Source organism: Skermania sp. ID1734 (genome assembly GCF_007489285.1).
In the GTDB taxonomy this organism is placed as follows: Bacteria; Actinomycetota; Actinomycetes; order Mycobacteriales; family Mycobacteriaceae; genus ID1734.
Genome location: NZ_VLIY01000007.1, coordinates 100,061 through 125,360, shown reverse-complemented (window position 1 = coordinate 125,360; position 25,300 = coordinate 100,061). Strand labels below are relative to the sequence as shown.

The 25,300-nt window shown below is 63.0% G+C and carries 20 protein-coding genes; 8 read left to right on the top strand and 12 right to left on the bottom strand.

Features of this window, described 5'->3' with window-relative positions:
• Positions 1 to 7: 7 nt before the first annotated feature.
• The 5 genes from FOS14_RS10725 to FOS14_RS25485 form a co-directional block, all read right to left on the bottom strand.
• Positions 8 to 751: a TetR/AcrR family transcriptional regulator gene (locus FOS14_RS10725; RefSeq protein WP_255450238.1), complete on the bottom strand. Its 744-nt coding sequence runs from the start codon at positions 749 to 751 to the stop codon at positions 8 to 10.
• A complete protein-coding gene (locus tag FOS14_RS10720; RefSeq protein WP_143770308.1) occupies positions 711 to 1,946 on the bottom strand; it encodes an FAD-dependent monooxygenase in 1,236 nt (411 codons plus the stop codon). The genes FOS14_RS10725 and FOS14_RS10720 overlap by 41 nt, the downstream gene beginning before the upstream one ends.
• A gap of 964 nt (positions 1,947 to 2,910) precedes the next feature.
• Positions 2,911 to 3,915, bottom strand: coding sequence for a hypothetical protein (locus tag FOS14_RS10710; RefSeq protein ID WP_143770306.1), 1,005 nt, complete (start codon positions 3,913 to 3,915; stop codon positions 2,911 to 2,913).
• Between the two features lie 211 nt (positions 3,916 to 4,126).
• Positions 4,127 to 5,677, bottom strand: coding sequence for a hypothetical protein (locus FOS14_RS10705; RefSeq protein WP_255450237.1), 1,551 nt, complete (start codon positions 5,675 to 5,677; stop codon positions 4,127 to 4,129).
• Positions 5,678 to 6,163: 486 nt separating this feature from the next.
• Positions 6,164 to 6,400, bottom strand: coding sequence for a hypothetical protein (locus FOS14_RS25485; protein WP_221936692.1), 237 nt, complete (start codon positions 6,398 to 6,400; stop codon positions 6,164 to 6,166).
• Positions 6,401 to 6,459: 59 nt separating this feature from the next.
• On the opposite strand from FOS14_RS25485, the gene FOS14_RS10695 reads away from it, so the two are divergent.
• On the top strand, positions 6,460 to 6,831 hold the full coding sequence (locus tag FOS14_RS10695) for a PH domain-containing protein (protein WP_143770304.1): 372 nt from the start codon (positions 6,460 to 6,462) through the stop codon (positions 6,829 to 6,831).
• Between the two features lie 35 nt (positions 6,832 to 6,866).
• On the opposite strand, the gene FOS14_RS10690 is transcribed toward FOS14_RS10695, so the two are convergent.
• Positions 6,867 to 7,526: a TetR/AcrR family transcriptional regulator gene (locus tag FOS14_RS10690; RefSeq protein ID WP_143770303.1), complete on the bottom strand. Its 660-nt coding sequence runs from the start codon at positions 7,524 to 7,526 to the stop codon at positions 6,867 to 6,869.
• A gap of 195 nt (positions 7,527 to 7,721) precedes the next feature.
• On the opposite strand from FOS14_RS10690, the gene FOS14_RS10685 reads away from it, so the two are divergent.
• The 6 genes from FOS14_RS10685 (at position 7,722) to FOS14_RS10660 (ending at position 15,224) form a co-directional block, all read left to right on the top strand.
• Positions 7,722 to 9,281, top strand: coding sequence for an amino acid permease (locus tag FOS14_RS10685; protein WP_370512205.1), 1,560 nt, complete (start codon positions 7,722 to 7,724; stop codon positions 9,279 to 9,281).
• Positions 9,281 to 10,027: a DUF1989 domain-containing protein gene (locus FOS14_RS10680; RefSeq protein ID WP_143770301.1), complete on the top strand. Its 747-nt coding sequence runs from the start codon at positions 9,281 to 9,283 to the stop codon at positions 10,025 to 10,027. The genes FOS14_RS10685 and FOS14_RS10680 overlap by 1 nt, the downstream gene beginning before the upstream one ends.
• Positions 10,024 to 10,644: an urea amidolyase associated protein UAAP2 gene (locus tag FOS14_RS10675; protein WP_370512204.1), complete on the top strand. Its 621-nt coding sequence runs from the start codon at positions 10,024 to 10,026 to the stop codon at positions 10,642 to 10,644. The genes FOS14_RS10680 and FOS14_RS10675 overlap by 4 nt, the downstream gene beginning before the upstream one ends.
• The gene (locus FOS14_RS10670) at positions 10,641 to 12,650 is read left to right on the top strand and encodes a 5-oxoprolinase/urea amidolyase family protein (RefSeq protein ID WP_143770297.1); all 2,010 of its coding nucleotides are present in this window, start codon (positions 10,641 to 10,643) and stop codon (positions 12,648 to 12,650) included. The genes FOS14_RS10675 and FOS14_RS10670 overlap by 4 nt, the downstream gene beginning before the upstream one ends.
• Positions 12,647 to 14,260, top strand: a complete 1,614-nt coding sequence (gene atzF / locus FOS14_RS10665) for an allophanate hydrolase (protein ID WP_143770296.1) — start codon at positions 12,647 to 12,649, stop codon at positions 14,258 to 14,260. The genes FOS14_RS10670 and atzF overlap by 4 nt, the downstream gene beginning before the upstream one ends.
• Positions 14,261 to 14,345: 85 nt before the next feature.
• Positions 14,346 to 15,224, top strand: a complete 879-nt coding sequence (locus FOS14_RS10660; protein ID WP_143770295.1) for an LLM class F420-dependent oxidoreductase — start codon at positions 14,346 to 14,348, stop codon at positions 15,222 to 15,224.
• Positions 15,225 to 15,237: 13 nt separating this feature from the next.
• Here FOS14_RS10660 and FOS14_RS10655 read toward each other — a convergent pair whose 3' ends face one another.
• Positions 15,238 to 15,495 (bottom strand): hypothetical protein, encoded by a 258-nt coding sequence (locus tag FOS14_RS10655; RefSeq protein WP_143770294.1) that lies wholly within the window; start codon positions 15,493 to 15,495, stop codon positions 15,238 to 15,240.
• A 1,093-nt stretch (positions 15,496 to 16,588) separates the two neighbouring features.
• Here FOS14_RS10655 and FOS14_RS10650 point away from each other — a divergent pair.
• Positions 16,589 to 17,422, top strand: coding sequence for a methyltransferase (locus FOS14_RS10650; RefSeq protein WP_370512208.1), 834 nt, complete (start codon positions 16,589 to 16,591; stop codon positions 17,420 to 17,422).
• Between the two features lie 128 nt (positions 17,423 to 17,550).
• Here FOS14_RS10650 and FOS14_RS10645 read toward each other — a convergent pair whose 3' ends face one another.
• The 5 genes from FOS14_RS10645 to FOS14_RS10620 all read right to left on the bottom strand — a co-directional run bounded on the left by FOS14_RS10645 (position 17,551) and on the right by FOS14_RS10620 (position 25,282).
• Positions 17,551 to 18,810, bottom strand: a complete 1,260-nt coding sequence (locus FOS14_RS10645) for a CdaR family transcriptional regulator (protein ID WP_143770293.1) — start codon at positions 18,808 to 18,810, stop codon at positions 17,551 to 17,553.
• Positions 18,811 to 18,977: 167 nt separating this feature from the next.
• Positions 18,978 to 20,357 (bottom strand): cytochrome P450, encoded by a 1,380-nt coding sequence (locus tag FOS14_RS10640; RefSeq protein ID WP_255450236.1) that lies wholly within the window; start codon positions 20,355 to 20,357, stop codon positions 18,978 to 18,980.
• 299 nt (positions 20,358 to 20,656) lie between these two features.
• Positions 20,657 to 23,026: a short-chain dehydrogenase/reductase gene (locus FOS14_RS25200; RefSeq protein WP_255450235.1), complete on the bottom strand. Its 2,370-nt coding sequence runs from the start codon at positions 23,024 to 23,026 to the stop codon at positions 20,657 to 20,659.
• Positions 23,027 to 23,069: 43 nt separating this feature from the next.
• Positions 23,070 to 24,008 (bottom strand): short-chain dehydrogenase/reductase, encoded by a 939-nt coding sequence (locus FOS14_RS10625; RefSeq protein ID WP_255450234.1) that lies wholly within the window; start codon positions 24,006 to 24,008, stop codon positions 23,070 to 23,072.
• Positions 24,005 to 25,282, bottom strand: coding sequence for a CdaR family transcriptional regulator (locus tag FOS14_RS10620; protein ID WP_143770290.1), 1,278 nt, complete (start codon positions 25,280 to 25,282; stop codon positions 24,005 to 24,007). Before FOS14_RS10620 ends, FOS14_RS10625 begins: the two co-directional genes overlap by 4 nt.
• Positions 25,283 to 25,300: the final 18 nt, after the last annotated feature.

Below are 25,300 nucleotides of genomic sequence, written 5' to 3'. Positions count from 1 at the left end.
ACACGTTCTAGTTGACGAAACGTTCGTAGCCGTCGAGCAACCGTTCGAGACCCCATCGGAGATCGGCGTCTTCCCAGTTGGCTTGCCGATCGGTGTCGAAGGCGCCGCCCTCGATGGCGCGGGTCAACGCCGGGAAGGTTTCCTGATCGATGATCGACTGCAGCACCGTCGGATACGCATCGTCGGCATCAGCACCTGCCGACATCTCGCGCAGCAACCGCGCACGACTGATCACGTACAACGAAAGATTGAGCACCATCTGAACCTTGACGGGTTCCGATACGGGGGTCTCATCGAACACGGCGATCGCGGTCTCGAGCCATGCGGTGTTGTTCGGCCCCAGCGGCGGTGCGGTGAGCGGAATATCGAGCCACCACGGATGCTTCTTGATCGCCTCGTATTCCGCTGTGGCCCACTGCTGCAATCCGCGACGCCAGTCTTTGCCGACGGCAATCTTGGGCGGCGGCCCGATCACGCGGTCGGAGACAAGTTCGATGAGGATGTCTTTGGTGTCCACATACCGGTACAGCGCCATGGTGGTCACGCCGACCTGCTCGGCGACCCGGGCCATCGACAGCGCCGCAAAGCCCTCCTTGTCGGCGAGGTCGATCGCAGCGTCGACCACTTGGGTCAGCGTCAGTCCGCGTTTGGGGCCACGACTCCCGGGTTCGTCACGGCCCCAGAGCAATTCAATCGACCTGGGCAGTCGGTCAGCACCCGACGACATCCCCACCCACTTCCGATCGGCCAACGGCGCAATCGTAGCTGGGTAGGTCGATGGCGTCGGCCTTGGCGAAGACGCGGGCAAGAATGGGCCGCATCGGCCAGCGCGTCCACGACCGCACCGACGCCGTCTGCAACTTAATGGCCAGGCGACTGTTGGGTGCGTAGCCGCGCACCCCGCCCGGCGGAAGCTCTTGCGCACGCGCAACATAGGGCCGCATGAGTTCCTCATAGCGCGCAAACGCCGCGGCGTGGCCTTCGGCGCGGGACAGTTCGCCGGCCAGAATGTAGGCGCCGACCAGGCCCAGGCTGGTGCCGAGTCCGGTAAGCGGCGAGGGACAGTATCCGGCGTCGCCGACCAGCGCCAGCCGTCCCGACGACCAGCGGTCCAGATGGACCTGGCCCATCGAATCGAACGCAAAATCGTCGGCCGTGCGCATCGCTTCCAGCAGCCAAGGCACCCGCCACCCGACTCCGGCGAACCGCTCGTCGATCACCCGGCGCTGTTCGGCGGGGTCACGCACGGCGATCGAGGAGCTGTGCTCGCGAAAGCTCAGACTCGCTTTGCATTCGGTGTCCAGCCGGCCTGGCCGGACCGAGGCCACCCGACCGCCGGGGATGTTGTGCATTTCGAACCAACCGTCGAGGTCCGGCGCGGCGGGTGCCGTGAACCACGCTGTGTAGCAGCCCAGCGATTGCACGCACTCGGAATCCGGAGCGAATCCCAATTGCCGGACCGCCGAATGCAGACCGTCCGCCCCGATCACCAATCCGAACCGTCGAGTTCCCGCGTTCTCGAACCTGACGGTGACGCCGTCGTCATCCTGCTCGAGGCCGGTGACGGTGTCTCCGAACAGGTACTCCACCTCTCCCGCCGTAGCGTCGAAGAGGACCCTGCTCAAATCACCGCGCAAGATTTCGATTTCCGAGACGATGCCGTCGCCACCGAAAGCATCCACCGACAGGCGCGCCAAAACCTTGCCCGACGCATCGACGTAGGACAGCCCGTGCTGGTGCAGCGCGGTTTCGCGAACGTTCTCGAGCAAGCCCATAGACGCGACCACCTGGCGCGCTACGCCACGGATGTCGACCGCCTGTCCGCCGGGACGCAACCTCGGCGCCCGTTCGACCACTGTCACCTCGAAGCCGTGGCGGTGCAGCCAATACGCGAGTGCCGGGCCCGCGATGCTGGCTCCAGAAATCAGAACAGATGTACGTCGCATCCTGCACCAACCCTTCAATACGGTATATGTCGCTAACAGTATGCGCTATACACACTTATTGGCGCAAGGGTCAGCGCCAGACCGAGCTGGCCACAAAGTGCGTATCGAGTCGGTCTTGGTCGGCGTCCAGCAATGGTGCCGGGTGGGCCGACCAGCAGAATGTTGGTGGCCGATTCCAGATAGCGGCAGGTCCGGAGCTCCTCGACCACGGTGTGCTCGTATCGCTCGTCGGATGTGACGCCTCATCGACCACGGCCGCCGCCCGGTCGAGCAGAATCGCCTATCCTGAATCAGGTCCTCCGGCGGTGGGCGAGTTCAAAGCACTCGCGGGTGAAGGACGTCATCCCGTTGGGCTGACAAGCACGCACATCGGTGCTGGAACGCGGGTCATCTGACTTTGTCAAGACCGCCTGGCCCATCACTGTCGAATTCCGCTGGACCGACCTCGTTTTATCGCGGTGGTCGCAACGACCAGCGCTACGGTTTAGTTGGATGTGGTGTGATTGCTGTATGGGATCAACGCGCGTGGCTTGGCTGCTGTTGGCTTTGGCATGTGGGACATGGAGCGTTTTCGTTGCGTCCGAGCCGCGATACCAAATTTCCTCGTGTGAGGTTGTGAACGCTGACGATGCTTGTCGCGAGTCAATTTTCGCCCACTATGGTCCGGAATTAATTGCCCTGCTTGCTGTCCCGGTACTCTTCTGCGCTCTCCCCGCTCTGCGGATTTGCCGTGGGTGGTCGTGGTTTTCGGCTATCGCGCTGCTTCTTCTGGCGATTGCCGCGGTACCGGCTGTCGACACAGTATTTGCGGTTTGGGCTTATTTCGTGCCGATAGGTGCCGGTGCGATCGCGGTATCGGGATATCAAGCATGGCAAAGCCATAGGTCAACTCGTACATGATCAATTAGGTAGGTCGTGCGCAATAGAGCACAGTTGCCCTCCATTGCCGCAATCACTAGTCACTTCAATTGTTGATGGCCGCGACATCAGTGATTGTGTATGTGGATTCTCCGCTCTCGGTGGTCGACCGAACAATGGGTTTCAGCCACGGCAGATCAATGGGACCGAATCGGCGCTGTCCGGTGGCAAGATCGTAGGTTGTGTAAGTCGGCTTTTCGCGATAGTCGATCTGGGCGACATGCGTCGAAGTGAGATCGATTCTGCTTTCAAGATGGTTCGCGGGAAGCCGCCACTTGAGCAAGACTTTGTTTGAGCCTGTCGATGGCACGGAGAGGATATCCCCATAGATTGTGGCCCAGATCAGTCGATCACCTGCGTCGATCAGTGAGCCCCGCGATATACGCCAGCTGAATCCATGCATGTCGAGTTGAGATTCCGTTCTGGCCCCGTCCCTTGTATGTATCCGCACCAGTGACAGGCCGGGATCGCCAGAGTTGGATAATCGCGCTTCGTGCGAGGCGTAGAGAGCCGACAACGTTTTTCCGTCGGGCGAGCACGGAATGCTCCGGGTCGCGGGTCTGAAGTCCTCGGGGTAGTCCCAGTCGCCACGGGCCACGACCTTCCCGGCCGGCGAAATTTCGTATAGGACAGTTCGGTACGATGGCGTGGCCTGTGTAGCTTTGCGGTCCTCCGATATGACGAACAAGCGTTCCCTGCAGTAGCCAGCGGCGAGCACCATGCCGGGGACTAATCCTCGGTTAGTCTTAGCGTCGGTGTCGATTGCGACGAATCTGGTCGAATAACGTCCGTCTATGACACCGCTGTTGAACCAAATCGACGCCCGGCCGGTAGCGGGGTCATTTACAGCGGCCTGGACCATATCCTCATCGACCACTGTGACCGCTTTTGAAGTCGTCGTTAGTCTCGTGACTGAGTCGGAGGCAGTCGTGACGACAGCCTTTTTCGATGCCAAGATCTGACTGTCGTAAATTGCTCCACCCTGCAATTTTCCAATGGGTAGGCCATCTTTATCGAATGCATAAATGTAAGTGTGGTCCTGCTTCGACATAATGGGCGGCTGGCTTGGACCAACTGACACAATCCCTATAGCTTGCGCGGGAAGGTGTCGAGGATCGGTTGATCTCCGGGCTGGCTTTGCGATGTACAACCTATGGCGACGCTGCAGCTGGCCGCAAGCGCTGCAAGCTGCAGTAGGCGCGACTTTTCATTTATTCGTCTGGCCCGTCTAGTCATTTGGTTCACCGATTCACTGGCGAGTCTCATGGATATTTCGTGACCCAGGATGACTTGAGAATGTCTCGCGGATACACACCCCAACCGCCGTCACCGTTCAAGTCAAGGTCGCCGTTCCACCCCGGCGTGTTGACAGAAGCCCATTTGAACGAAGCCCACACGAGTGAGGAACAGTTGTAGCCCGGCGATCCGGGATCGTTTCCCTGGATGTCCTTGTTGGAAAGGAAATTGGAGTTGTACGGGAAACCGACTCTGTTTTGGGCGAACTCGACAGCCTTTGCACGTACGCCGCTGGACGTATTCACCCACATCATTTGCGGACTCTTCATGATTCTGCCCCCGTCCGCCGTGTTGTCTACCTCACGCACCCCTTTTTCAGGGTTGAGCGCCTCGACAGAATGCGTTTTCGAGATGAAGATTCCGTTGTGGCCATGACTCACGCGGTAGGTAGCCGCTTCGGAGAAGAAGATGTCGCCAGCACCACGTGGCTCGGGTAGTGGCGTGTCTTGGCCGGGATTCGGGTCTCCTGCCAGGATGATCATTGATCGTCGTGCTTCGTCCAAAGCATCTTCGATGAAGTCCACGACGGTGGCAGAACCTGTTTGCGCGATACGTTGTGCGAGTGCGAGAACATCGTTCGCCGTCAGGTAGACGCTCAGTTGTGCAAGCTCGGCTGTTTTCGGCCCGGGCGCGGTAATCGTTCCGTGCTCGAAGTTCTGCTCCACAGTGACGTCGCCGTCTCGGCTTACCTGATCACCGATGGGATAGCCAAAACTGCTGCGTTCGTAGCCAGCCGCAGCCCACTTTTCCAGGATCGGTCCAATTACCGGCCATGCACCGGTCGTCGGTGACCAATAGATCACGCCGTTTCCCTTTTCGAACCTGTTCATCCGGCCTCGGCCGTCGGGCAGCTTGATTTCGTCGCTCATTGGGTAGCCGAGGAATCCTTGCTCCCAACCAGTTTGGCCCCACTTGTCACGGATGGCTCCAGCTACGTAGTAAGCCTCGTTGAGCTTCCAGTAAATGGTGCCGCCCTGAAACACTTGGCGCCGCCCGATTGGCGCAACCGGGTCAGGGTTGACAATCTCATCGGTCGTTGGGTAGCCGAGGACACCAGCTTCCCAGCCGTTGCGCTGCCAGCATGCGAAGAAGTGGTTGACCACCGGGTGCGCGCCGCTGGATGCCGACCAGTAGATGGGTCCATTTTGAAAGACGCTTCTCCGTCCAAATCCATCGGGATTGACCAGCTCGTTACTGGTCGGCCACAGCAGAAAGCTGTTCGGACCGCCAAGCGAGTTGTACTTATCGCGGATAGCGCCGCACACCTCGTACGGGGACGGCCAGTACACCTGGCATCCGGGCGCGACCATCGGTGACATCATTCCGCTTTGCGGTTGCAGTGCTGCTTCCATGGTTTCGGCTTTGTCGGCATCAGCCTTGCTGAACCCGCCAGGCACTTTCTCGCGGTCCGACCGCATTTGTCCTGGAACGATTTTCGACTTCGGGTTCTGCGTCGGTTTCCACTTTCCGCCTGGCACGGCAGCGGGACTCGAAGTGGTTGGCGCGGGCATCACCATCGACCGAGTCTCAGGACTGGTTGCGACTGGAGGCTTCGTCGCCTTCGTAATCCGGGGTGGTACCGCTTGCGCAGAAGTGGACTCAAGTGCGCCGCTGCGATCTGGGCTAGTCACCGGTGTTGGCGGTGCTGTCGTTGAAACCTGTGCGCTCGTTGGTATCGGCACCGACAACGTCGTAGTTGTCGTTTCGGATTCTGGAGCGGCGGAGGCGACAGCCGCAGAACCGCCGACGATGCTGCCGATGGCCGCAGCGGCTGCGATCCAGCGCTGGGTTGCGCGATCTCGTCGTAACCGCAAGTTATCCATGGTCGTGATCCCCCAGAGAAATTTGGTGGTCGTCACTCAGCGAAGCCCGCTGAGGGCCGTTCTTTACCTATCCTTTTCACACGAGACGCAAATGAACAAGCTCATCAGCTATCACTTTGGTAACAGGAGTAATGCGCTTGACGAGTGCCATGGAGGCCCTTTGCGCAGCACAACCCGGGTTCACCTGCGGCTTCGACGGCAACGGCAACGTGGATTGGTCAGCTCATCAGCAGTCGGATATCCAAGGACGCGCTCGCAGCCGAGTCGACACCATTTCGCGCCGATGGCACCGCCCATTTCGTGGGCGCCGGGTGATGGCGCCCAATAGATGGAAGCATCATGGTCGAAAGAAGTCTGCTTGCCAATTCCGTCGGGATTCGAGAGCTCGATGCGCGCACCTCTGCACAGCCTTGTCACCGACCTCGGTAATGTCCAAGCAAAGCAAACGCCACCGAACAACCAAAGGCCTGAACCTGATGACGAACCCCCAACCCGTCTATGACCGCCCCGACCAGCTCGCGCAGATTCAAAGTGGTCTGCTCCAAGGAGAAACGGTCCTCGCGGTCTACGACTGCATCGGCACCGGAACCGGATTCGTCGCCCTGACAAGCAGCAGGGTGATCCTGCAGGACAAGAGTTTCGTCGGCAACAAAGTCGCCATCACCTCAGTCCCGTACAAGAACATCCGGTCGGTGTCAGTGGTGAGCAACAAAAGCTTTTCCGGCAAGTTCTTCTCCAGCGGCAGCATCGCCATCGACGCCGGATCCAACGTCCATGTAGCCGATTTCCGTGGCGCCGACAAGTCCCGGCACGTGCACGACGTCATCTTGTGGCACATCACGCGCTAATTGCGCGCAGTAAATATCCAATGTGAACCAGACAACTACCTGGCCAGCCGGCCGATCACCGCGTTTGCTCCACGCCGCACATCGGCGAAGTCGCCGGACCACCCGAGAACACGAAGGGCCGCCTCGGCGATCGTGCGTTCGGCGTCGGAAGGAGCCATTCCGTCGTCCGACCGGATGTTGACCACCGTCTCGACAAGCCGAAACGGCAAGGTGATCGCGTCCGCTACGCCGTCACAGGCGGCGACTACGTCCCGAGCGAGGCTGGCGTAATGGCCCCGAAGTTCCTCGCGGCGCTGCCGGAAGGCCGCAAACCTGGTGGTCCGCACCTCGGGCAATAGATACAGCGCCGCGAGGTTCCAATGGCTCGCACACAGCTGCGCGACATCGAACTGAGCCAGTGCATACAACCGAATTTCCGGCGCCTCGGTGTCGCCCACCAGTCGGCCCGCCAATTCCAGCGGTTCGGCGATCGTCTCGCTCAAGAGCGCATCGAGAATGTCGTCCTTGGTCGCGAAGTGGTGGTACAGCGAGGCTTGCCGCATCCCAACCGCGTCCGCGATGCGCCGGGTCGAGGTGTTGGCGTAGCCGTGCTCGCTGAAGAGTTCGGCTGCGGCGTCAAGAATTTCGGCGCGCGGGGTCGTTCCGGGTCGCCGCTGCTGCTCGAGTCGAGGTCGGCCGGGGCCGGGATTCGCCACGGCGACATTCTGGCATTAGTCCCTGCGCAGTGTCCGAACCCGCGGCAGTGAGATTTCTGTCACTCGACAGAAACGCTGGCAACACAGAAGTTACCGGCGGCCACCAGAGCGATACATCAGCGTCACCGCAACGGTCGAGGACCCGGGAAAACTTTCAAGCGACAGGTAATCCGCCTTCGACGACCGGAGCCCTTCGTGAGCGCACCCCCGATAACCCTGCCCGCCGCCGTCACCACACAGTCGTCTGCCACCGATGCCGACAGCGCTGACCTCGCCCATTTCGGGTATCAACCACAACTGCGCCGCAAGCTCGGCAGATACGCATCCTTCGCCGCGGGATTCTCGTTCGTCTCGATCCTGACCACGATCTTCCAATTCTTCGGTCTCGGTTACTCGTTCGGCGGGGCAGCGTTCTTCTGGACCTGGCCGGTCGTGTTCGTCGGCCAATTGTTGGTCGCGCTCAACTTCGCCGAACTTGCTGCGCGATACCCGATTTCCGGCTGCATCTATCAATGGTCGCGACGCCTCGCCGGTGAGCTGGTCGGCTGGTTCGCCGGCTGGTTCATGATCATCGCGCAGATCGTCACCGCCGCCGCGGCCGCGATCGCGCTGCAGGTGGTGTTGCCGTCGGTGTGGAGCGGGTTCCAAATCATCGGAACCGACCCGGCGCTGACATCCACCTCCGGCGCGGCCAATGCGGTGCTACTCGGCTCGATCTTGTTGATACTGACCACAATCGTCAACGTCGTGGGTATCGATGTGATGTCCCGAATCAATTCGATAGGCGTGACGTGCGAAATCGTCGGCGTGATCGCGGTGATCGGTGTGTTCTTCGGCAGCGCCGATCGCGGACCGGGCGTCGTGGTGCAGACGAACTACGCCGCCCCCGGGCCATATTGGGCAGCATTCTTGGTTTCCGGCCTGATGGCCGCGTACGTCATGGTCGGATTCGACTCTGCCGGTGAGCTTTCCGAAGAGACCAAGAACCCTCGCGCCGTCGCGCCCCGGACGATCATCAGCGCGCTCTCGGCGTCGGCCCTCGGGGGCGGCCTCATGCTCATCGGTGCGCTGATGGCCGCGCCGAGCCTCAGCGACGGCCGGCTGGCGAGCGAGGGACTCGCCTACGTCATCACCTCACGCCTCGACAGTCCGTTCGGGACGCTGCTGCTGTGCACAGTTGCCGTCGCGATCGCGGTTTGCACCTTGGCTATTCAGACGGCCGGATCCCGGCTGATGTTCTCGATGGCACGCGACGGAAAGCTGCCCGCAGCCAAGTATCTTGCTGCCGTGCAGCCGAGGTTCGGCACGCCGGCTTGGCCTGCCGTGGTCATCGGAGTTCTAGGCATCGGGTTGCTGGCGATCAATCTGGGTAACGCCGCGCTGTTCGCGACATTGGCAAGCGTCTGCATCACCATGCTCTACCTCGCCTACTTACTGGTGACGGTGCCCTTGCTGGTGCGCCGGTTACGCGGGTGGCCCAAGCAGGAGCCTGAGCTGAGCACGGACGGCACCAAACTGTTTGCACTCGGCGCGCTCGGCATACCGATCAACGCGATCGCGGTCGTCTGGGGCATCGCGATGGTGGTGAACCTCGCATGGCCGCGGCCGGAGATCTACACGCCGAACGGTGGCTCGTGGTGGATGCTGTGGGCCGCACCGCTGTTCGTGCTCGCCTCACTGCTCTCTGGGGTCGTGGTACACGGAGCGCTACGTCGTCGGCCACTGAACGCAATTTCGCTCGAAGGGGCCCAATGATGAACACCGCCTCCACGATTGGCGCCCGCGACCACGCCCGCGCTCAAGCCGCAAACGCTGACTGGTCGGTCCCCGCTCCCCCCGCCGGTGTCGATCCGGACTCCGTCACCTGGGCTGAGCAGATCCCCGCAGACGGCTACGCCACAAGGGTTCTTGGTCGGGGCACGAAGCTCCGATTGACCGACCCGCAGGGACGCGGATGCGCACATCTGATCGTCTTGCGAGCCGAAGCACCTTGGGAGCGATTGAATGTCGCCGACACGGTGAAAGTGCCGTGGCAGGCCTACCTGGGCGTCGGCCACCCACTGCTTTCCGATCAGGGGCGCGTGCTCGCCACGATTGTTGCCGATACCTCGAGCCAGCACGACACGCTATGCGGCGCCTCGGCATCCGGGAGAGCGTTGCTAACCCGCGGCGCCGCCAAACATGGCCTCGGGCCGCGCGAGGTTGGGCCCACGATCTCGTTCTTCCGCGGCGTGCACGTCGGATCCGACGGATCGCTCGATGTGCTCGGAAGACGCGGCGCCGGAGCATATGTCGAGCTGATCGTCCACCTGCCGTTGATAGTCCTGTTGGCCAACGCGCCGCATCCGCTAGACCCGACGCCGACTACCCCACTCGACATCGTCGCCTGGGGCGAGCCCGCGACCCTCACCCAGCTGCCCAACACCGATCCCGAATACCAACGCGCAGTAGAAAACACCGAAAGCGCATGGGCGGCCGCACAGAACTGGAGCATGGCGTGACCGCGACAATCCCCACGCAGATCGTGCTCGACGAAGTCGTTGGGGCCTGCGCGCCGTGGTCGGCCGTCGTGCATGCCGGCGAGCAACTCGACATCATCGACCTTTACGGCAACCAGGCGGTGGACTGCCTGCTGTATTCGGCGGCCGATCACGCCGACCGGTACAGTGCCCAGGCCACAATCACCGCGCAGCGCAACATCTTTCTGACGACCGGCACTGTCTTGCGAACGGACGCCGGCACACCGTTGATGACAGTCGTCGCCGACGACGTCGGAAATCACGACACGATCGCCGGCGCCTGCTCGCTAGAATCCAACACACTGCGCTACGGCCACCACACCGCGCATCAGCATGCGTGCGTGGAGAACTTCTTGGTCGCGGCCGCCCGGTGGGGGCTCGGCAAACGCGATCTGGTGTCCAACATCAACTGGTTCATGAACGTCCCGGTCGAACCTGACGGCACTCTCGGCATCGTCGACGGCAGATCGGCTCCGGGCAAGCGGGTGGCGCTGCGCGCCGAGATCGACACCCTGGTTCTGGTGTCCAATTGCCCGCAAATCAACAACCCCTGCAACGGCTTCGACCCGACGCCGGTTCGGATGGTGATTTCGCGATGAGTACTGTCACAGTTGTTCAGCCGGGAATGCTTACCACCGTGCAGGATTGGCCGGGGCGCATCGGCTATTGGCATGTAGGGGTGCCGCCCTCAGGTCCGATGGACGACTTGTCCTTTCGGCTCGGCAACACCGCGCTCGGCAATCCCGAAGGTGCGGCGGGACTCGAATGCACGCTGACCGGACCGACGCTGCGCTTCGAGCAGGCGACCTGGGTGTGCGTCACCGGGGCTCCGGCCCCTGTCACAGTGAACGGGCACCGAGCGCCGCAGTGGCGCAACCTGCTGGTGCCCGCTGGCGGAACGCTCGCGGTCGGGCCAGCGGTGGGGCCCGGCCTGCGCAGCTACATTCTTATCGCGGGCGGCATCGAGGTCGATGAATACCTCGGCAGCGCAGCCACCTTCACACTAGGACGGTTCGGTGGCCATGCCGGACGAACGCTGCAGACCGACGATTCGCTGGTAATCGGCACTGGCGCCGCCGCGGGTGCCGGCGGTGTGCCGCTAGATAGCCAACCGGTGATCGCGCGGCGCTGGGAGGTGGCCGTGACCGAAGGTCCGCACGGCGCGCCGGAGTTCTTCACCCGCGCCGACATGACGACCATAACCGGCACCGACTACGAGGTGCATTTCAATTCCGACCGCACCGGCGTGCGCCTGCTCGGGCCGAAGCCCGACTGGGCGCGGCGCGACGGTGGTGAGGCGGGACTGCATCCGTCGAACATCCACGACACCGCTTACAGCATCGGAGCGCTCGACTTCACCGGTGACACCCCGATCCTGCTCGGTCCGGATGGGCCTAGTTTGGGCGGTTTCGTCTGCCCGGTAACCGTTGTCGCAGCGGATAAATGGAAGCTCGCTCAGATGGCGCCCGGCGACCGGGTGCGATTTGTTCCGGTCCGGGCCGATCATGCCGCGCCGTTGCGTAGCCTCGGCACCGACCGGCGCGCGAGCCTACCGATCGTCCTGTCGGCGGGCGGCGACAACGACGACGGAATCTTGCGCCGCAGCGAACTCGACGACGCCACCGCACTGACCTATCGTCGTGCGGGCGACGACGGGGTACTCATCGAATTCGGGGAAATGACACTGGATCTCAGGCTTCGTGCGCGGGTCAACGCCTTGCACCAGCACCTGCTGGCACAGCCGCTCAACGGCATCGTCGAGCTCAATCCAGGGATCCGTTCGTTGCAGATCCGCGTAGACCCGCAGCTCCTTCCGATCCGGCGCCTGCTGGCTGCTTTGACCGAGATAGAAACCGAACTGCCGGCCATCGATGACCTGGTGGTGCCGAGCCGCACCGTACACCTGCCACTGTCCTGGGACGACCCGGCGACGCGCGAGGCGATCACGCGATACATGCACGGCGTCCGCGCGGACGCCCCGTGGTGTCCGTGGAACATCGAGTTCATCCGACGCATCAATGGTTTAGACAGCACCGCTGATGTTTTCGACACAGTCTTCGAAGCCGAGTACCTGGTGCTGGGACTGGGCGATGTTTACCTCGGCGCACCGGTGGCCACCCCGACCGATCCCCGCCACCGACTCGTCACCACTAAGTACAACCCTGCGCGCACCTGGACGCCGGAGAATGCGGTCGGCATCGGCGGCGCCTATCTGTGCATCTACGGCATGGAGGGACCGGGTGGTTACCAGTTCGTCGGGCGGACCACTCAGGTGTGGAATCATCTGCACCCCAGGTCATCTGATCCCTTCGAGGTTGGAACGCCGTGGCTGCTACGCTATTTCGACAGAATCTCTTGGTATCCCGTAAGCGCGGAGGAGCTGCTCGATCTGCGGGCGGACATGGCGCGCGGCACGGGTGAAGTCAAGATTCTGGACGGCGAATTCTCGTTAGCCGGATATCGGAAATTCCTTGGTGACAATGAAACATCCATCACCGAGTTCCGTACCCGTCAGCGGCGCGCCTTCGACGCCGAACGGCAGGCGTGGCGCGACGCGGGCGAACTCGACAGCGCAGCCGGGGATCTGGTCGAGGTGAGCGCATGACCGTCTGGATACACCGCCGACCAGAATTGGATGTCTGCGCCGACGCCGCGACTGCGACTGGCCCGCTGGCCGGGCTACGGCTGGCGGTCAAGGACAACGTCGACGTCGCGGGGCTGCCGACGACCGCCGGATGTCCCGACTACGCCTACCTTCCAGATCGTGATGCCCCGGCGGTCGCGGCGTTGACCGCGGCTGGAGCGGTGGTGGTCGGCAAGACCAACCTCGACCAGTTCGCCACCGGGCTCGTCGGAACCCGTTCACCCTATGGCGTCGTGACGGACAGTCGCAGATCCGAATTCATCTCGGGCGGTTCGAGTTCCGGTTCGGCTGTCGCGGTCGCCGAGGGCAGCGCGGACATCGCGATCGGTTCCGACACAGCCGGGTCGGGCCGGGTACCCGCTGCACTGCAAGGCATCGTAGGAATCAAACCGACCGTCGGGGTGGTGTCTTCCGACGGCGTCGTCCCAGCGTGCCGGTCCTACGATTGTGTGAGCATCTTCGCCGCGGACTTGACCCTCGCGAATCGCGCGATGGCCGTGTTAGCCGCGGGTGCACCACAACGACACTTGCCCAGCGATGTCCGGCTCGCTGCGCCACCGCGTCCGGTGGTCGCCGTTTTCGCAAACATGCCCGACCTCGACGACGACTGGCGCGCGGCGTTCGACGGTGCCGTGAGTGCCCTCGAGCTCGCTGGGGCCCGCATTGTTCGCGTTGATGAGCAGCCCTTTTTGGCAGCCGCACGATTGCTCTACGACGGCGCGCTTGTTGCCGAGCGCTATGCCGCGGTAGGGGAATTCATCGACCGCGCGTCGCCCTCGATCGATCCGATCGTGGGTGCAATCATTCGACGAGCCAAGGACATTCCCGCTCATCGATTGGTTTCCGATCTGGCCGAACTCGAGCGGCTGCACGCCGTCGCCATGGCCAGCCTCGCGGGGGCGGACGCCCTACTGGTTCCTACCGTGCCATGCCATCCCACGATCGCGGAAGTCGATGCAAATCCGGTTGCGGTCAATTCGCGACTGGGCACCTACACCAACTTCTGCAATTTGTTCGACATGTGTGGCGTTGCGGTGCCCGCCGGGACCGCGGGCTCTGCGCAATTCGGCGTCACCGTGCTGGCCCGGGCGTTCGAGGACGCGGTGGCCCTGGACATCGCCGCGATGCTGACCGGTGACACCGCGCCCGAACCGGCGTGGCCGACCGCCGTCGCGCCGACCTCCGAGCTCGTGGTGTTCGGCGCCCACCTGCTCGGGCAGCCGCTCGCGCATCAGCTCACCGGTCTCGGCGCGCGCTGGGCCGGGGAGGTCTCCACCGCGCCGCGCTATCGACTGGGCGCGTTGGACACCGACCCGCCCAAACCGGCAGTCACCCGCTGCCCCGACGGCGAGAACGGCGTCAGCGTGCTCGGCGAGCGCTGGCTGCTTTCCCCGGCGGCGTTGGGCCACTTCCTCGCTGCGCTGCCGGCGCCCATGCAACTCGGCGCGGTCGAGTTGCATGATGGGAACTGGGTCACCGCTTTCGGATGTGACGCCGCAGCCGCGGCACGAGCCAAGGACATCAGCGAATACTGCGGCTGGCGTGCAGCATTGGCGGCTGGAGCAGTCTGAGTCGAGCCACGCTACCGCTGAGAAAGAACCAGGGCGCGCTTCGCTCGCGGCTGCAGATCCAGGCGCAACGCAGTAGCGTCGAGCAATGCATATCGGATTGCATATCGGCAACTTCACCTGGCCGGGCGGACCGCCGACCCTTGCCCGAGATCTGCGCCGGATCGCGGTCACCGCCGAAGACGCTGGCTTCGACCGGATCAGCGTCATGGACCATCTCTGGCAGATCAGCTTCAACGGCCCGCCCGAAGCCGACATGCTCGAGGCCTACACGACCTTGGGCTATCTCGCAGCCTGCACCTCGCGCGTCCAGTTAGTGGCATGGGTGACCGCCGTGGTCTACCGTGAGCCGGGACTGCTCGCCAAGATGGTCAGCACGCTGGACGTGCTGTCCGAGGGGCGCGCGTGGCTCGGCATCGGGGCGGCGTGGAACGAGGCAGAGGCACGCGGGCTGGGCCTGCCGTTTCCGCCGACAGCCGAACGCTTCGAACGCCTCGAGGAAGCGTTGCAAATCTGCCGGCAGATGTGGGACGAAAGTGACGCCCCGTACCGCGGCAACCACTACACGCTGGAACGGACACTGAACCGGCCGCAGCCGCTGCGGCGGCCGCCGATCCTCGTCGGCGGGGAGGGCGAGCGCAAAACGCTGCGTCTCGTCGCGCGCTACGCCGACGCGTGCAACCTTTTTTACAGCCCGAACCTCGAGCAAAAACTAAACGTGCTGCGCGCGCACTGCACCGACGAGGGCCGCGACTACAACGAGATCGAAAAGACCGTGCTGATGCCATTCGACATCGGCGAAAACGGCGAGCGGGCAGACGCTTTGCTCGACCAATTGCACCAACTGGCGGCGCTCGGTATCGCGCACGCGCACGGCAGAGTTCCGCACGTCGAGCGAATCACCCCGCTGGAAATTATCGGGGAACGGATCGTGCCGGTAGCGGCCACGCTGCAACCAGCGGGCTGAGAAATCGCCGACTCTACTCCTCCTCCATGTCTAGCTCGACGAAGAAAACGCCGTGTGGCGGAAAGACTTTCTCGGTCGTTTGACCCTCCACCACCGTGTACGCGACTTTCCATTCGCCTGCGTGCAGCGCCTTCACCACGCATTCCTCGCCTTCGTCTTCACTGCCGATGATCGCGAGATGGCCGCGTTCGTCGACGTCGAAAATAAGGTCCCCGTGGCAATCAGTCAGTTGGTGTTCGGTGCCGAATTTGTCGATGTAGAAACTGGGCATCGGTTTGCCCCTTTCTTTTCACACCGAATGCTATTCGGCCCTGCCCGTAATCGGTAGGCAGTGACGAGCCAGCGCCCCGTCATGTTCCGCGAACTGCGGCACCAATATTCAACCGACCCGTGGGAGCGGTGGCGGGAGTCAGCAAGACCAGTGTGCCGCCGAGTACCACTTGTAGGCGCGCGCGCAGTTCGGCGGCGGTGACGGCCGACGAACGCGATAGTGCAGACTCGCCGCACTGCGACGGTGAGCTCGGGATGGACGAGTCGGACGAATTGCACCAGGGTCTGTAGTTCGGTGGTCAGGACATCGTGTCAATCGGCAAATAGTTTAGGTAATTAGCAAGGCGCCTGATTTGATGTTCGATACCGAAAGTAAGAATTTCGGTTTTCTTTGTCGGTCTAAGCCTACCGGCGCGGACATATGTCATTACCTTAAGTAGATAAGGACGAAAGTGTTTATTTACTCGGCGACAAGCACTAAAATTCGAGCCGGACCGAGATCAAACCAAATGCAATTCGCGGCCTGCGTGTTCGGAAGCCCGAGACCGCTGACTCCGATGCGGGCGCGGCGAATCTCCGCCCGATTAGACGGCGCTCACCATCCGACGCAACGCGGCAACGTCTTCATCGATCGTCCGACGAGAAGGGGCGTGGAATGCTCAACCTAATTGTGCAGCCAGCGGATTGGTGGCCGGCGTCAGCGAGACCATGGTGCCATCACGTACCGCTCGAAGACCGGCGGGTGATCACGGCATTCTGCGACGCCGCACTCGCCGCGCCTGCCAACTGCATTCCCACCCAGCGGAGAGGTCTGTGATGACGATTCAGCGGTTAGGCCTTCCCGGTATGGCGAGAGTGCCTCCTGCTCGGCTCGTGCGAGCGGTCGAAACAGTTCGCAATGCAGTTGCGACAGCCCACGCGAAAATGGCGCCCGCGCCAATCGCTTTGTTGGAAATGATTTCGGCACAGTGGTTTTCGCAGGCGATTTATGCGGCCGCCGATCTCGGCATCGCGGACGCCTCGCCGGCGGTCCGCTGACTGGCGACGAACTCGCCGTGCGGATCGACGCTGACGCAGACGGGGTTGCACGGTTGATGCGGTGCCTGACCAGTCGCGGCGTGTTCTGCGTTCGGTCCGATGGACGCTTTGCACTCAATGCCATGGCCGATCCGCTGCGGTCCGACGCCGCAGTCTCATTGCGAGCACTGGCCCGGTTTATCGGCTCGCCCGAACACCGCGAGCACTGGTCCCACGTCACGTCGGCGGTCCGGACCGGTCGGGACGTGCTGCCAGCGGTTCGAGGAACGTCGTTCTTCGGCTATACCGAACAAAATCCCGTATTCGGTGCGGTGTTCGATGCTGCGATGACGAGCCTGAGTGAGATGTCGATCGATCCGGTGCTCGCGGCCTACGACTTCAGCAACTTCGACACCATTGTTGATGTCGGCGGTGGGCATGGCCGATTCCTCAGCGGAATCCTCGGGCATTCGCCAGGTGCACGCGGGATCTTGTTCGATCTGCCCGCGGTGGTGGCGGGCGCATCGACAGAGTTGGCGAAGGCGGGCGTTGCCGATCGATGCACCGTCATAGAGGGGTCGTTCTTCGACACCGTCCCCACGGGCGGAGACGCCTACGTGATGAAGTTAATCCTGCACGACTGGGCAGACGATAAAGCCGTCGAGATTCTGCGCAACATAGCACTGGCAGCGCCGAGAGAAAGCCGGCTGTTGTTGATCGAGGCTGTTATACCTGAAGACAATTCGCCGCATGTGGGAAAGTTGATCGACATCGAGATGCTCACCTGTATCGGCGGGCGTGAACGCACCGCCGCCGAGTTCCGTCAATTATTGCGCCGGGGCGGTTTCGACCTCGTTCGGATCGCGTCGACCGCGTCGCCCATAAGCATCGTGGAAGCAAAACCACGGTAGTACTCGCCGGTTGATTCCGGTCAATTTCGCCAGCGCAGCATAGCCGTCATCGGTTCCCGGCCGGTGCCTGCGCACGGCCTAGTCTCCGGCGCAACGCACGACGGACCTGCCGCTCCGCACTCTTCCTTCTACGCGCCCGAATCGAGGTAGACGTGGGCGAGTTGCAACGCTGCCTCCAGCTCCCGCCGACGCTCGAGCACGACGTGACCAAGGATCTCCTCGACCCTCTCCATCCGATACACAACGGTGTTCTTGTTCACTCCGAGACGCCGCGCGGTCCGTATCGGGCTGAGGTTCTCCTCGAAGTAGACCTGCAGCGTCATCCGCAGCCGCGCCATCTGCTCGTCCTCGGTCGCGAGTTGACCGAGCTCTGTGCGGACGAAACGCTCAGCGGCCAAAGGGTTCATGGTGAGCAGGTCGAGCAGGGCGACGTCGCGGTGAAACACGACCCGATGCGTGCCTTGACCCGGCAGTCGGGCCACCCTGCGCGCCGCGGCCGCTTCCTGATGAGTTTGGACCAGGCCCTCCATCCCCGCAGCGGCGCCGCCGACCGCCACCCTTACGACGTCAGGTACAGACAACGCGGGTCGGCGCCGCGTAGATCGAGGTGCAAAGAGCCGCGCCCACCCCCAGACGACCCAGTTGCCCACCGGGACGAGCATGTACTCGCCATCTCCGATCGCGACGCCGATCCGCGCGGCCACGGTCTCCAACGCTGCCGCATGCCGGTCGTCGGGCTCCGCCGGCTCCATCCAGACGATGAACCCGACATGCGTCCCGGACACCTCGTAACGCAAGCCCGCGGTTGCCCGCGCCGGCGGTACCTTCTTGCCGCTCAGTAAGGCTTTCAGCATCTCCTCACGCACGGCCGCGGCACCACGAGCATGACGCGCGCTTTCCTCCAAGTAGATCTGAGTGAGTTGTACCGACACAGCGTCGACGTAGGAGAAGAAGAACCGGGACGCATGTTTGAGTGCATCGGCTCGGACATCTCCGTCGGCCTCGATCTGGGCAGCCGCAGTCTCCCAAGCCCTTTCGACGAGATCATGGCCGACGCGGTAGGCGCGGAGCATTGCGTGCAACTCGACTCCGCGACGCACCAATTCGGCCGGCCAGCCGACCGCAGCAGGCGGTGGGTCGAGGTCTACCCGCTCAGCGCTGAGCCGTACACCGTGCCACACATCGTGCACCGTCCGGATCGCGACGGTTTCGGTAAGGCTGCGTAGGTCGTCATCGCGTTGTCCGAACTCGCCGACACGATCGAAGATCGCGTCCCCGATCTGCGCTCCGAGGAGATCCGGATCGATCGCGTCAGCGATCCGATTGAGGAAAACGGCGATCGCCCGCTCACGATCGCCACCCGACGCTCGCGAGTCAACCGCCGACATGCTGCACCAATCTGTGATCGCGTGGTAGACCGCCGACTCGCCCCGTCCATGGACGGACGCAGTGACCGCGGCGATCTGTGCGATCTTGCAGGCCTTGCCGAGGCATCAGCCACTGCACCCAGAGCCATCATGCCCTTTACCAGGATGGCGACAGTAAGCAGCCCAAGTCAGGCCGGCTGCTTCCGGGTAACCTCGACCATCAACTTCGAGTAGCCCTTCACGAAGTTGGACTGCGGGTATTCCGGCTCCGAAACCACCTTGATGTCGTCGAACCGGGCAAGCAACTCCTCCCAGAGGATTTTCAGCTGCAGTTCGGCGAGCCGACTGCCCATGCATCGGTGCACTCCGAAACCGAACGAAAGATGGTGGCGTGCGTTGGAGCGACCGATGATGAAATCGTCCGGATTCTCGAACTTGCGCTCGTCCCGGTTGCCCGAGCAATACCACATGACGACCTTGTCGCCCTTCCGGATGAACTGCCCGTTGAGAATGGTGTTTTTCGTGGCAATGCGGCGCATATAAGCCAGTGGAGTCTGCCACCGGATGATTTCGTTCACCATCTTCGGAATGAGCTTGTGATCCGCTTTGAGTTTCGCGAATTCGTCGGGGAACTGGTTGAGTGCGAGCACGCCGGCGGTCATCGAATTGCGGGTGGTGTCGTTGCCGCCCACGATGAGCAGCATGAGGTTGCCGAGGAATTCCATCGGACGCTTGATCAGGTCTTTGGTGTCCTCGGACGACTGGAGCAGGGTGATCAGGTCGAAACCGGGCTCCTGCCCCGCCGCCAGGCGCGCGGCCTTGTCATGCCAGAGGGCGCTCAAGCCGCGCGCCATGTCGGCGAGACCGTCGAACGTCTCATCCATGTCGTTCTCGCCGCCGTTTGCCTCCGCGCTACCGGCCGCCAGGTCCGACCAGTACACCAGCTTGCGGCGCTGCTCATAGGGGTAGTCGAGCAAGGTCGCGAGCATACGTGAGGTCAGTTCGATCGAGACCTTGTCGACCCAGTCGAAAGGCTTTCCGACCGGCAGGTTGTCGAGGACCTCCTGTATCCGCGAGCGGATGAGTCCTTCCATTTCCTGGAGGTTCTTGGGGGCGACCACGCCCTGCACCGCGGCGCGCTGCTGGTCGTGACGGGGCGGGTCCATCGCGATGAACATTTCCACGTCGAGGCCGTCCGGCAGTTCCCCGATCACGATGAACGGCTCGGCCGAGAACGTCTCGTAATCCTTGTCGACGGCGACGATGTCGTCGAATCGGGTGACCGACCAGAAGCCGCCGAACGGACTGTCCGCCTGGTAGTGGACGGGCGCTTCGTCACGCAGGCGTTTGAAGTACGGAATCCATTGGCCCTGCCGGAACATGAAAGGGTTGCTGACGTCGATCTCTTCCAGCGGCACCGTCGAAACGTCAGGAATCGGTCGCTCGACGAAGCGCGGTTGATTGTCGCCAACCACTTTCTTCTTCGCCTTTTGGTAGTAATGCATGCCCTGAATCTGCACGTCGAGCGGAATTGTCGCCTGGGCCTTGGTGACTGCTTTATCGAGCATCTTCATAAGTGTTGTCTCCCTTCTCGCATCTGGAATTCGCCGGAGCCGGACCGTCATGCCATCTTTGGGTGGGCAAGCTGATGCGGAGTCCATCGAGCTCTAAAACGAGGCTATGAGCGGGGAAACAGGCTCACAATGGCGTGTCGGACCGGTCCGGGGGCCCATTGATTGGTGCGACGAGCTACCCGTGCTCCGGGCTTTCTCCGGCACTCGGGTAATCGGGGAGGTTAGGCGGTTTACTACACCGTTCGTTGTGGTCGCCACTGCAGGAGTATCGGTTGCTCTGGCAGCTGGCAGGGTTACCGACACGGTCGGTTGCGTTCGGTCGCAATCTCGATGGCTTCGTGGACCCGCTTGTTTCGGGCTAGTTGTGGATCGAGCAGCCCGAGCGGCCCGCGTGCGAGCAGTGCCGACGCGACCCAGCGTGGTGCAACGATTCGCCCGGATCGGTGCTCGATGCCGCGCACGAGTCTCGACACGGCCGCGTCGAGCGTGATCGGTTCGGTGAGGAAGGCGGGGAACGCTTTTCGCATGGTGGCGGCGCTGGGTTGGGTGAATGCGGAACTGACCATGTCGGTGTCGATGAAGCCGAAGTAGGCGACGCCTGCGGTGGCGCCGGTGGCGGCGAGTTCGACGCGTAGCGCTCGTCCGAGCTGTTCGACAGCGGCCTTGCTCATCGCATAGGACGCGTTGAGTCCACCGTTGAGGAACGCGTAGATCGATGAGATCAGCACGATGTGTCCGCGGGCGGCGAGGATATGGGGCAGCGTCGACTTCACGGTCCTGAACACGCCGTTGATGTTGACGTCGAGGGTTCGCTCGAAATCGGCGACCGTGATGTCGGCTACCGTTGTCGTCGGCGGCGCGATGCCGGCGTTGGCGATCACCACGTCGATTCCCCCGAACCGCGACGCGGTGTTCGTGGCGGCCTCGTCGAGCGCGTGGAGGTCGGTGACGTCGGCCTCGAAAAATATGACGCGTGAGCCCAGTTCGGTCGCGAGAGCCTTGAGGTGGTCCGGTTCGAGCCCGACCAGGGTGACGTTGGCGCCCTTGGCATGGAGTTGGCGGGCTGTTTCGGCGCCGATGCCGCGCGCGGCGCCGGTGATCAGGACGGTCTTGTTCGGAATGGACAGTTTCGAAGCCAATGCGACACCTTCGTTTCGGTTACGGGAATGCGAGCGGCTGCCGATTCGCTTACTGATTACCGCCGGCTGTGGGCAAGTTCGTAGTCGGCTTCGTCGAGTGTGCGGGTTAGGTTGCGGTATTCGAAGGTGAAACCGGGCCAGCTGATCGGGTTGGTGCCGTTCGCAGTCTTGTACCAGCTGGTGCAGCCCTGGCTCCACACCGTGTCGCGAATGCGCTTGTGCAGCTTGTCGTTGAACGAATCCTGAACCTCCGCGCGGACGTCCAGCCAGGCCACGTCGCCCCCGGGCGAGGCGCCGCACGGCCTGGAGGACGTAGCCGATTTGCGCCTCGAGCATGAAGATGATCGAGCTGTGCCCGAGGTTGGTGTTGGGACCGTACAGGACGAACAGGTTCGGGAACTTGCTCACGCTCACGCCCAGGTAGGCGCGTGCGCCGTCACGCCATTCCTCGTGCAGCACGGCGCCGTCGCGGCCCGTGATATGCATGGGGGCCAGCAGATCGGTCGCCTGGAATCCGGTGCCGAGGATGATCGCGTCGACCTCGTGCAGTTCGCCGTCGGCGGTGACGATCCCGTTCGGCCGGATCTCGGTGATTTCGGTTGTCACCACGTCGACGTTGGGGCGGACGACCGCATCGAAGTAGTCGTTGGAGATGAGAATGCGCTTGCAGCCCATGGGATCTGTGGGGGTCAACTTGGCGCGCAGCTGCGGGTCGGCGACTTTCCTGCCGAGGTAGCGGCGGAAACGCGCTTTGAACGGCGCCATCAGCCGCGGGACACGGGTGAACGCCAACGCTCGCGGCTCCAGCTCCCAGTAAGTGGCCCACCGGGAAAACCGCAGCAGCCCGGGTACTTTTGCGAACCCGGTACGGGCCAGGCGTGGATAGGCGTAGTCCGGCTTGGGGATGATGTAGGTCGCACTGCGTTGAAACAGTTCCAGTCGCGCGACTTTCGGCGCGATCTGTGGGACGAACTGGATCGCCGACGCGCCGGTGCCGATGACGGCGACGTTCTTGCCGGCAAGGTCGTAATCGTGGTTCCACCGCGCCGAGTGGAACATCTCGCCCTCGAACGTGTCGATGCCCCGGATCCGCGGGTAGACGGGGCGATTCAGTTGACCGGTCGCGGCGACCAGAACGTCGGCGCGATGAGTGGTCCCGTCGGAGAGCTCGAGGCTCCAGGTTCCGGTGCTGTCGTCGAACGACGCGCCGAGCACCTCGGTGTTGAACCGAACGTGGCGAACGATGCCGTACTTTTCGGCAGTGTCGTTGAGGTACTGGCGGATCTCCGGTTGCGGCGCGAATCGGCGCGACCAGTCGGCCTTGGGCTCGAAGGAGAACGAGTACAGGTGTGATGGAACGTCGCAGGCGGCACCGGGGTAGGTGTTGTCGCGCCAGCAGCCGCCGACCTCGCCGGCCTTCTCGAAGATCGTGATGTCGTCGAAACCGTTGCGCCTCAGTTGGATCGCCATGCCCAGTCCCCCGAAGCCGGTTCCGATGATCGCGATCGACGGCGAGTGTGCCATGCGTTGTTTCCTTTCCGGGTGGTGCTTGGGGCCGTGTGTCGGCTCACCCTCGGTCATGCTGTTTTTTGCTTTCGGCGCGTTCGATCGCCTTCGACAGTGCCGCGTTGTGGACCATCGACTCGTCCATCAGGTTGGTGACGACACCGCGCAGCTGCAGCATCGGCAGTACCCACCACGGCGCTGCCACGCGCGGGGAGCGGCGTTCGATGCCGGTGATGATCGCGCGGACGATGTCCTCGACCGGAATGGGATCGGTGAACATGGCGGGCAGCGCTTTTCGTGCCTCGTCGATGTGGTCGATCGCGAAAGTTTGTTCGGCCATGTCGGTTTGGATGAACCCTGGATACACCACTCCGGCGGTCGCGCCGTAGTGTGCCAATTCGACGCGTAGCGCGCGCGTCAACTGTTCGATCGCGGCCTTGCTCGCCGCGTACGGCGAATTCAGCGCACCGTTGAAGAAGGCGTAGATCGACGACACGACGACGACGTGGCCTTGGCGTTTCACGATCGACGGCAGTGTCGCCCGGATCGTGCGCCACTGACCCATCAGATCGATGTCGATGCCGCGTTCGAATTCCTTGGGGTCGATCGTGAGCAGCGTGTCGGGTGGTGGTGCAATTCCGGCGTTGGCGACAACGACGTCGATGCCGCCGAAGCGCTCGATCGTGGCCTCCGCCGCCTCAGCCAGGGCGTCATAGTCGGCGACGTCGGCTTTGAACGCGGCCGCATTGTCGCCGAGTTCAGCGGCGAGTTTCTCGAGTGGCCCCAGCGTCCGCCCGACCAGTGCCACGCAGGCACCTTTCGCGATAGCCTGCCGGGCGATCTCCGCGCCGATGCCGCGCGCCGCGCCGGTGACGAAGACGACCTTGCCGTTCAGATCGATCCGGTCGTTGCGGTCGAAGACGGCCCCGACGACGGGGACTTGCCGTGCCATCCCGGTCGCTACGCGCCCGGCCTCCTTCAATGCTTGTCCGATGTTCACGTGCTCGCCCTTCCTGTTTCGGGTGTTCCGGTGGTGTGGCCGAGGGCTGCGGCGCCGAGCCAGCGCGTCGCGTACAGCGCTATCTGGACGTCGAAGGCGTGGTCGGGATCGTCGAGGTCACCGGCGCACAGTTCGATGGCCTGCTGGACCCGGTATTGAATGGTGTTGCGGTGGCGGCCCATTTCCTCGGCGGTCGCCGAGTAGCTGCGTTCACGGCGCAGGAAGATCCGCAATGTTTCCCGCAGCCACTCGTTGCGGGGATCGTCTGCGGCGAGCGCACCCAGCGTGGCGGTGACGAAGCTACGCACGGCGTCGAGGTCGTTGGCGAGCATCGCCAGCGGAGCGAATCGTTGGTAGGTGAGCACCCGCGGCAGCGAAGGGCCGCCTTCGGTGGCGATCAGGTGGACTCGATCCGCCTGGGTGATGGTCCGCTTGAACCCGTCGATTCCGCGTTCGGGCAGCCCGATCGCCAACCGCGCCCGTTTGGTGCGCTTCTCCAGCGCTGCCGACAGCGCGGCGCCGTCGATTGTTCGACTGTCCCGCACCGAAAACCACATTCTGGCCTGCCGTTCGCCGGTCGGCACGATCAACGGGACGGCCACCGCACCCAGGCGCGGCGCGAGCAACCGCGCGACCTCGTCGAACACAGCCGGAGCGTTGCGGGTCGGCACAGTTTGGTCGAGCCAGATCTCGGCGGCAACGTGGATCCCGGCGAACCGGTACCCGAGCGCCTGCTCGGCGGCGTCGAGGTCGTCGTTGGATCCATCGAGGATCTGCGCGATCCAGGTCTGCTTGAGCCCGCCGCGACTGCTCATCAAACGGTCGCGCTCCTGCTCATAGGCGACCTCGACGTGCATCACCACCTTGTCGACGAAACGCATCGAGCGCGCGATGATCGCGGCGGTGGCCGGTGCGCGGTCGGGCTCGGGCAGTTCTGCGATGCGGCGTAGAGCGACGTCGAGAAAACTGGCGTGACCAATCCGGTAGGACCGTGACAGCGCCGACAGTGGCACGTCGCGCTGTGCCAGTGCCCGCGCGAAGCTCATGGCAGAGGTCGGCGCCGAGACCGACTCCAGCGGCGTGTCGTTGGCAAGGTAGTGCAGCCCGCTGACGATGTTTTCGGCGATGCTCGCTTCGAGCAGTTTCACCAGCTGCCAGTCGAAGCCGAGCCGATCGATGCGGGTACGGGTCATCTCGACAAGTTCGCCGATCAACGCGTCACGACGCCCGGCCATTTCCCGCGCAACGTAGGCGACCGAGTCCTGTGCAGTCATTCCAAGGTCCTCGGTCCG

Coding starts and splice junctions, on each gene's coding strand:
- FOS14_RS10720 (WP_143770308.1), bottom strand. CDS start 1,946: ATGCGACGTACATCTGTTCTGATTTCTGGAGCCAGCATCGCGGGCCCG.
- FOS14_RS10710 (WP_143770306.1), bottom strand. CDS start 3,915: ATGTCGAAGCAGGACCACACTTACATTTATGCATTCGATAAAGATGGC.
- FOS14_RS10705 (WP_255450237.1), bottom strand. CDS start 5,677: ATGGTGATGCCCGCGCCAACCACTTCGAGTCCCGCTGCCGTGCCAGGC.
- FOS14_RS10695 (WP_143770304.1), top strand. CDS start 6,460: ATGACGAACCCCCAACCCGTCTATGACCGCCCCGACCAGCTCGCGCAG.
- FOS14_RS10680 (WP_143770301.1), top strand. CDS start 9,281: ATGAACACCGCCTCCACGATTGGCGCCCGCGACCACGCCCGCGCTCAA.
- FOS14_RS10670 (WP_143770297.1), top strand. CDS start 10,641: ATGAGTACTGTCACAGTTGTTCAGCCGGGAATGCTTACCACCGTGCAG.
- atzF (WP_143770296.1), top strand. CDS start 12,647: ATGACCGTCTGGATACACCGCCGACCAGAATTGGATGTCTGCGCCGAC.
- FOS14_RS10660 (WP_143770295.1), top strand. CDS start 14,346: ATGCATATCGGATTGCATATCGGCAACTTCACCTGGCCGGGCGGACCG.
- FOS14_RS10655 (WP_143770294.1), bottom strand. CDS start 15,495: ATGCCCAGTTTCTACATCGACAAATTCGGCACCGAACACCAACTGACT.
- FOS14_RS10650 (WP_370512208.1), top strand. CDS start 16,589: ATGCGGTGCCTGACCAGTCGCGGCGTGTTCTGCGTTCGGTCCGATGGA.
- FOS14_RS10645 (WP_143770293.1), bottom strand. CDS start 18,810: ATGTCGGCGGTTGACTCGCGAGCGTCGGGTGGCGATCGTGAGCGGGCG.
- FOS14_RS10640 (WP_255450236.1), bottom strand. CDS start 20,357: ATGCTCGATAAAGCAGTCACCAAGGCCCAGGCGACAATTCCGCTCGAC.
- FOS14_RS25200 (WP_255450235.1), bottom strand. CDS start 23,026: ATGGCACACTCGCCGTCGATCGCGATCATCGGAACCGGCTTCGGGGGA.
- FOS14_RS10620 (WP_143770290.1), bottom strand. CDS start 25,282: ATGACTGCACAGGACTCGGTCGCCTACGTTGCGCGGGAAATGGCCGGG.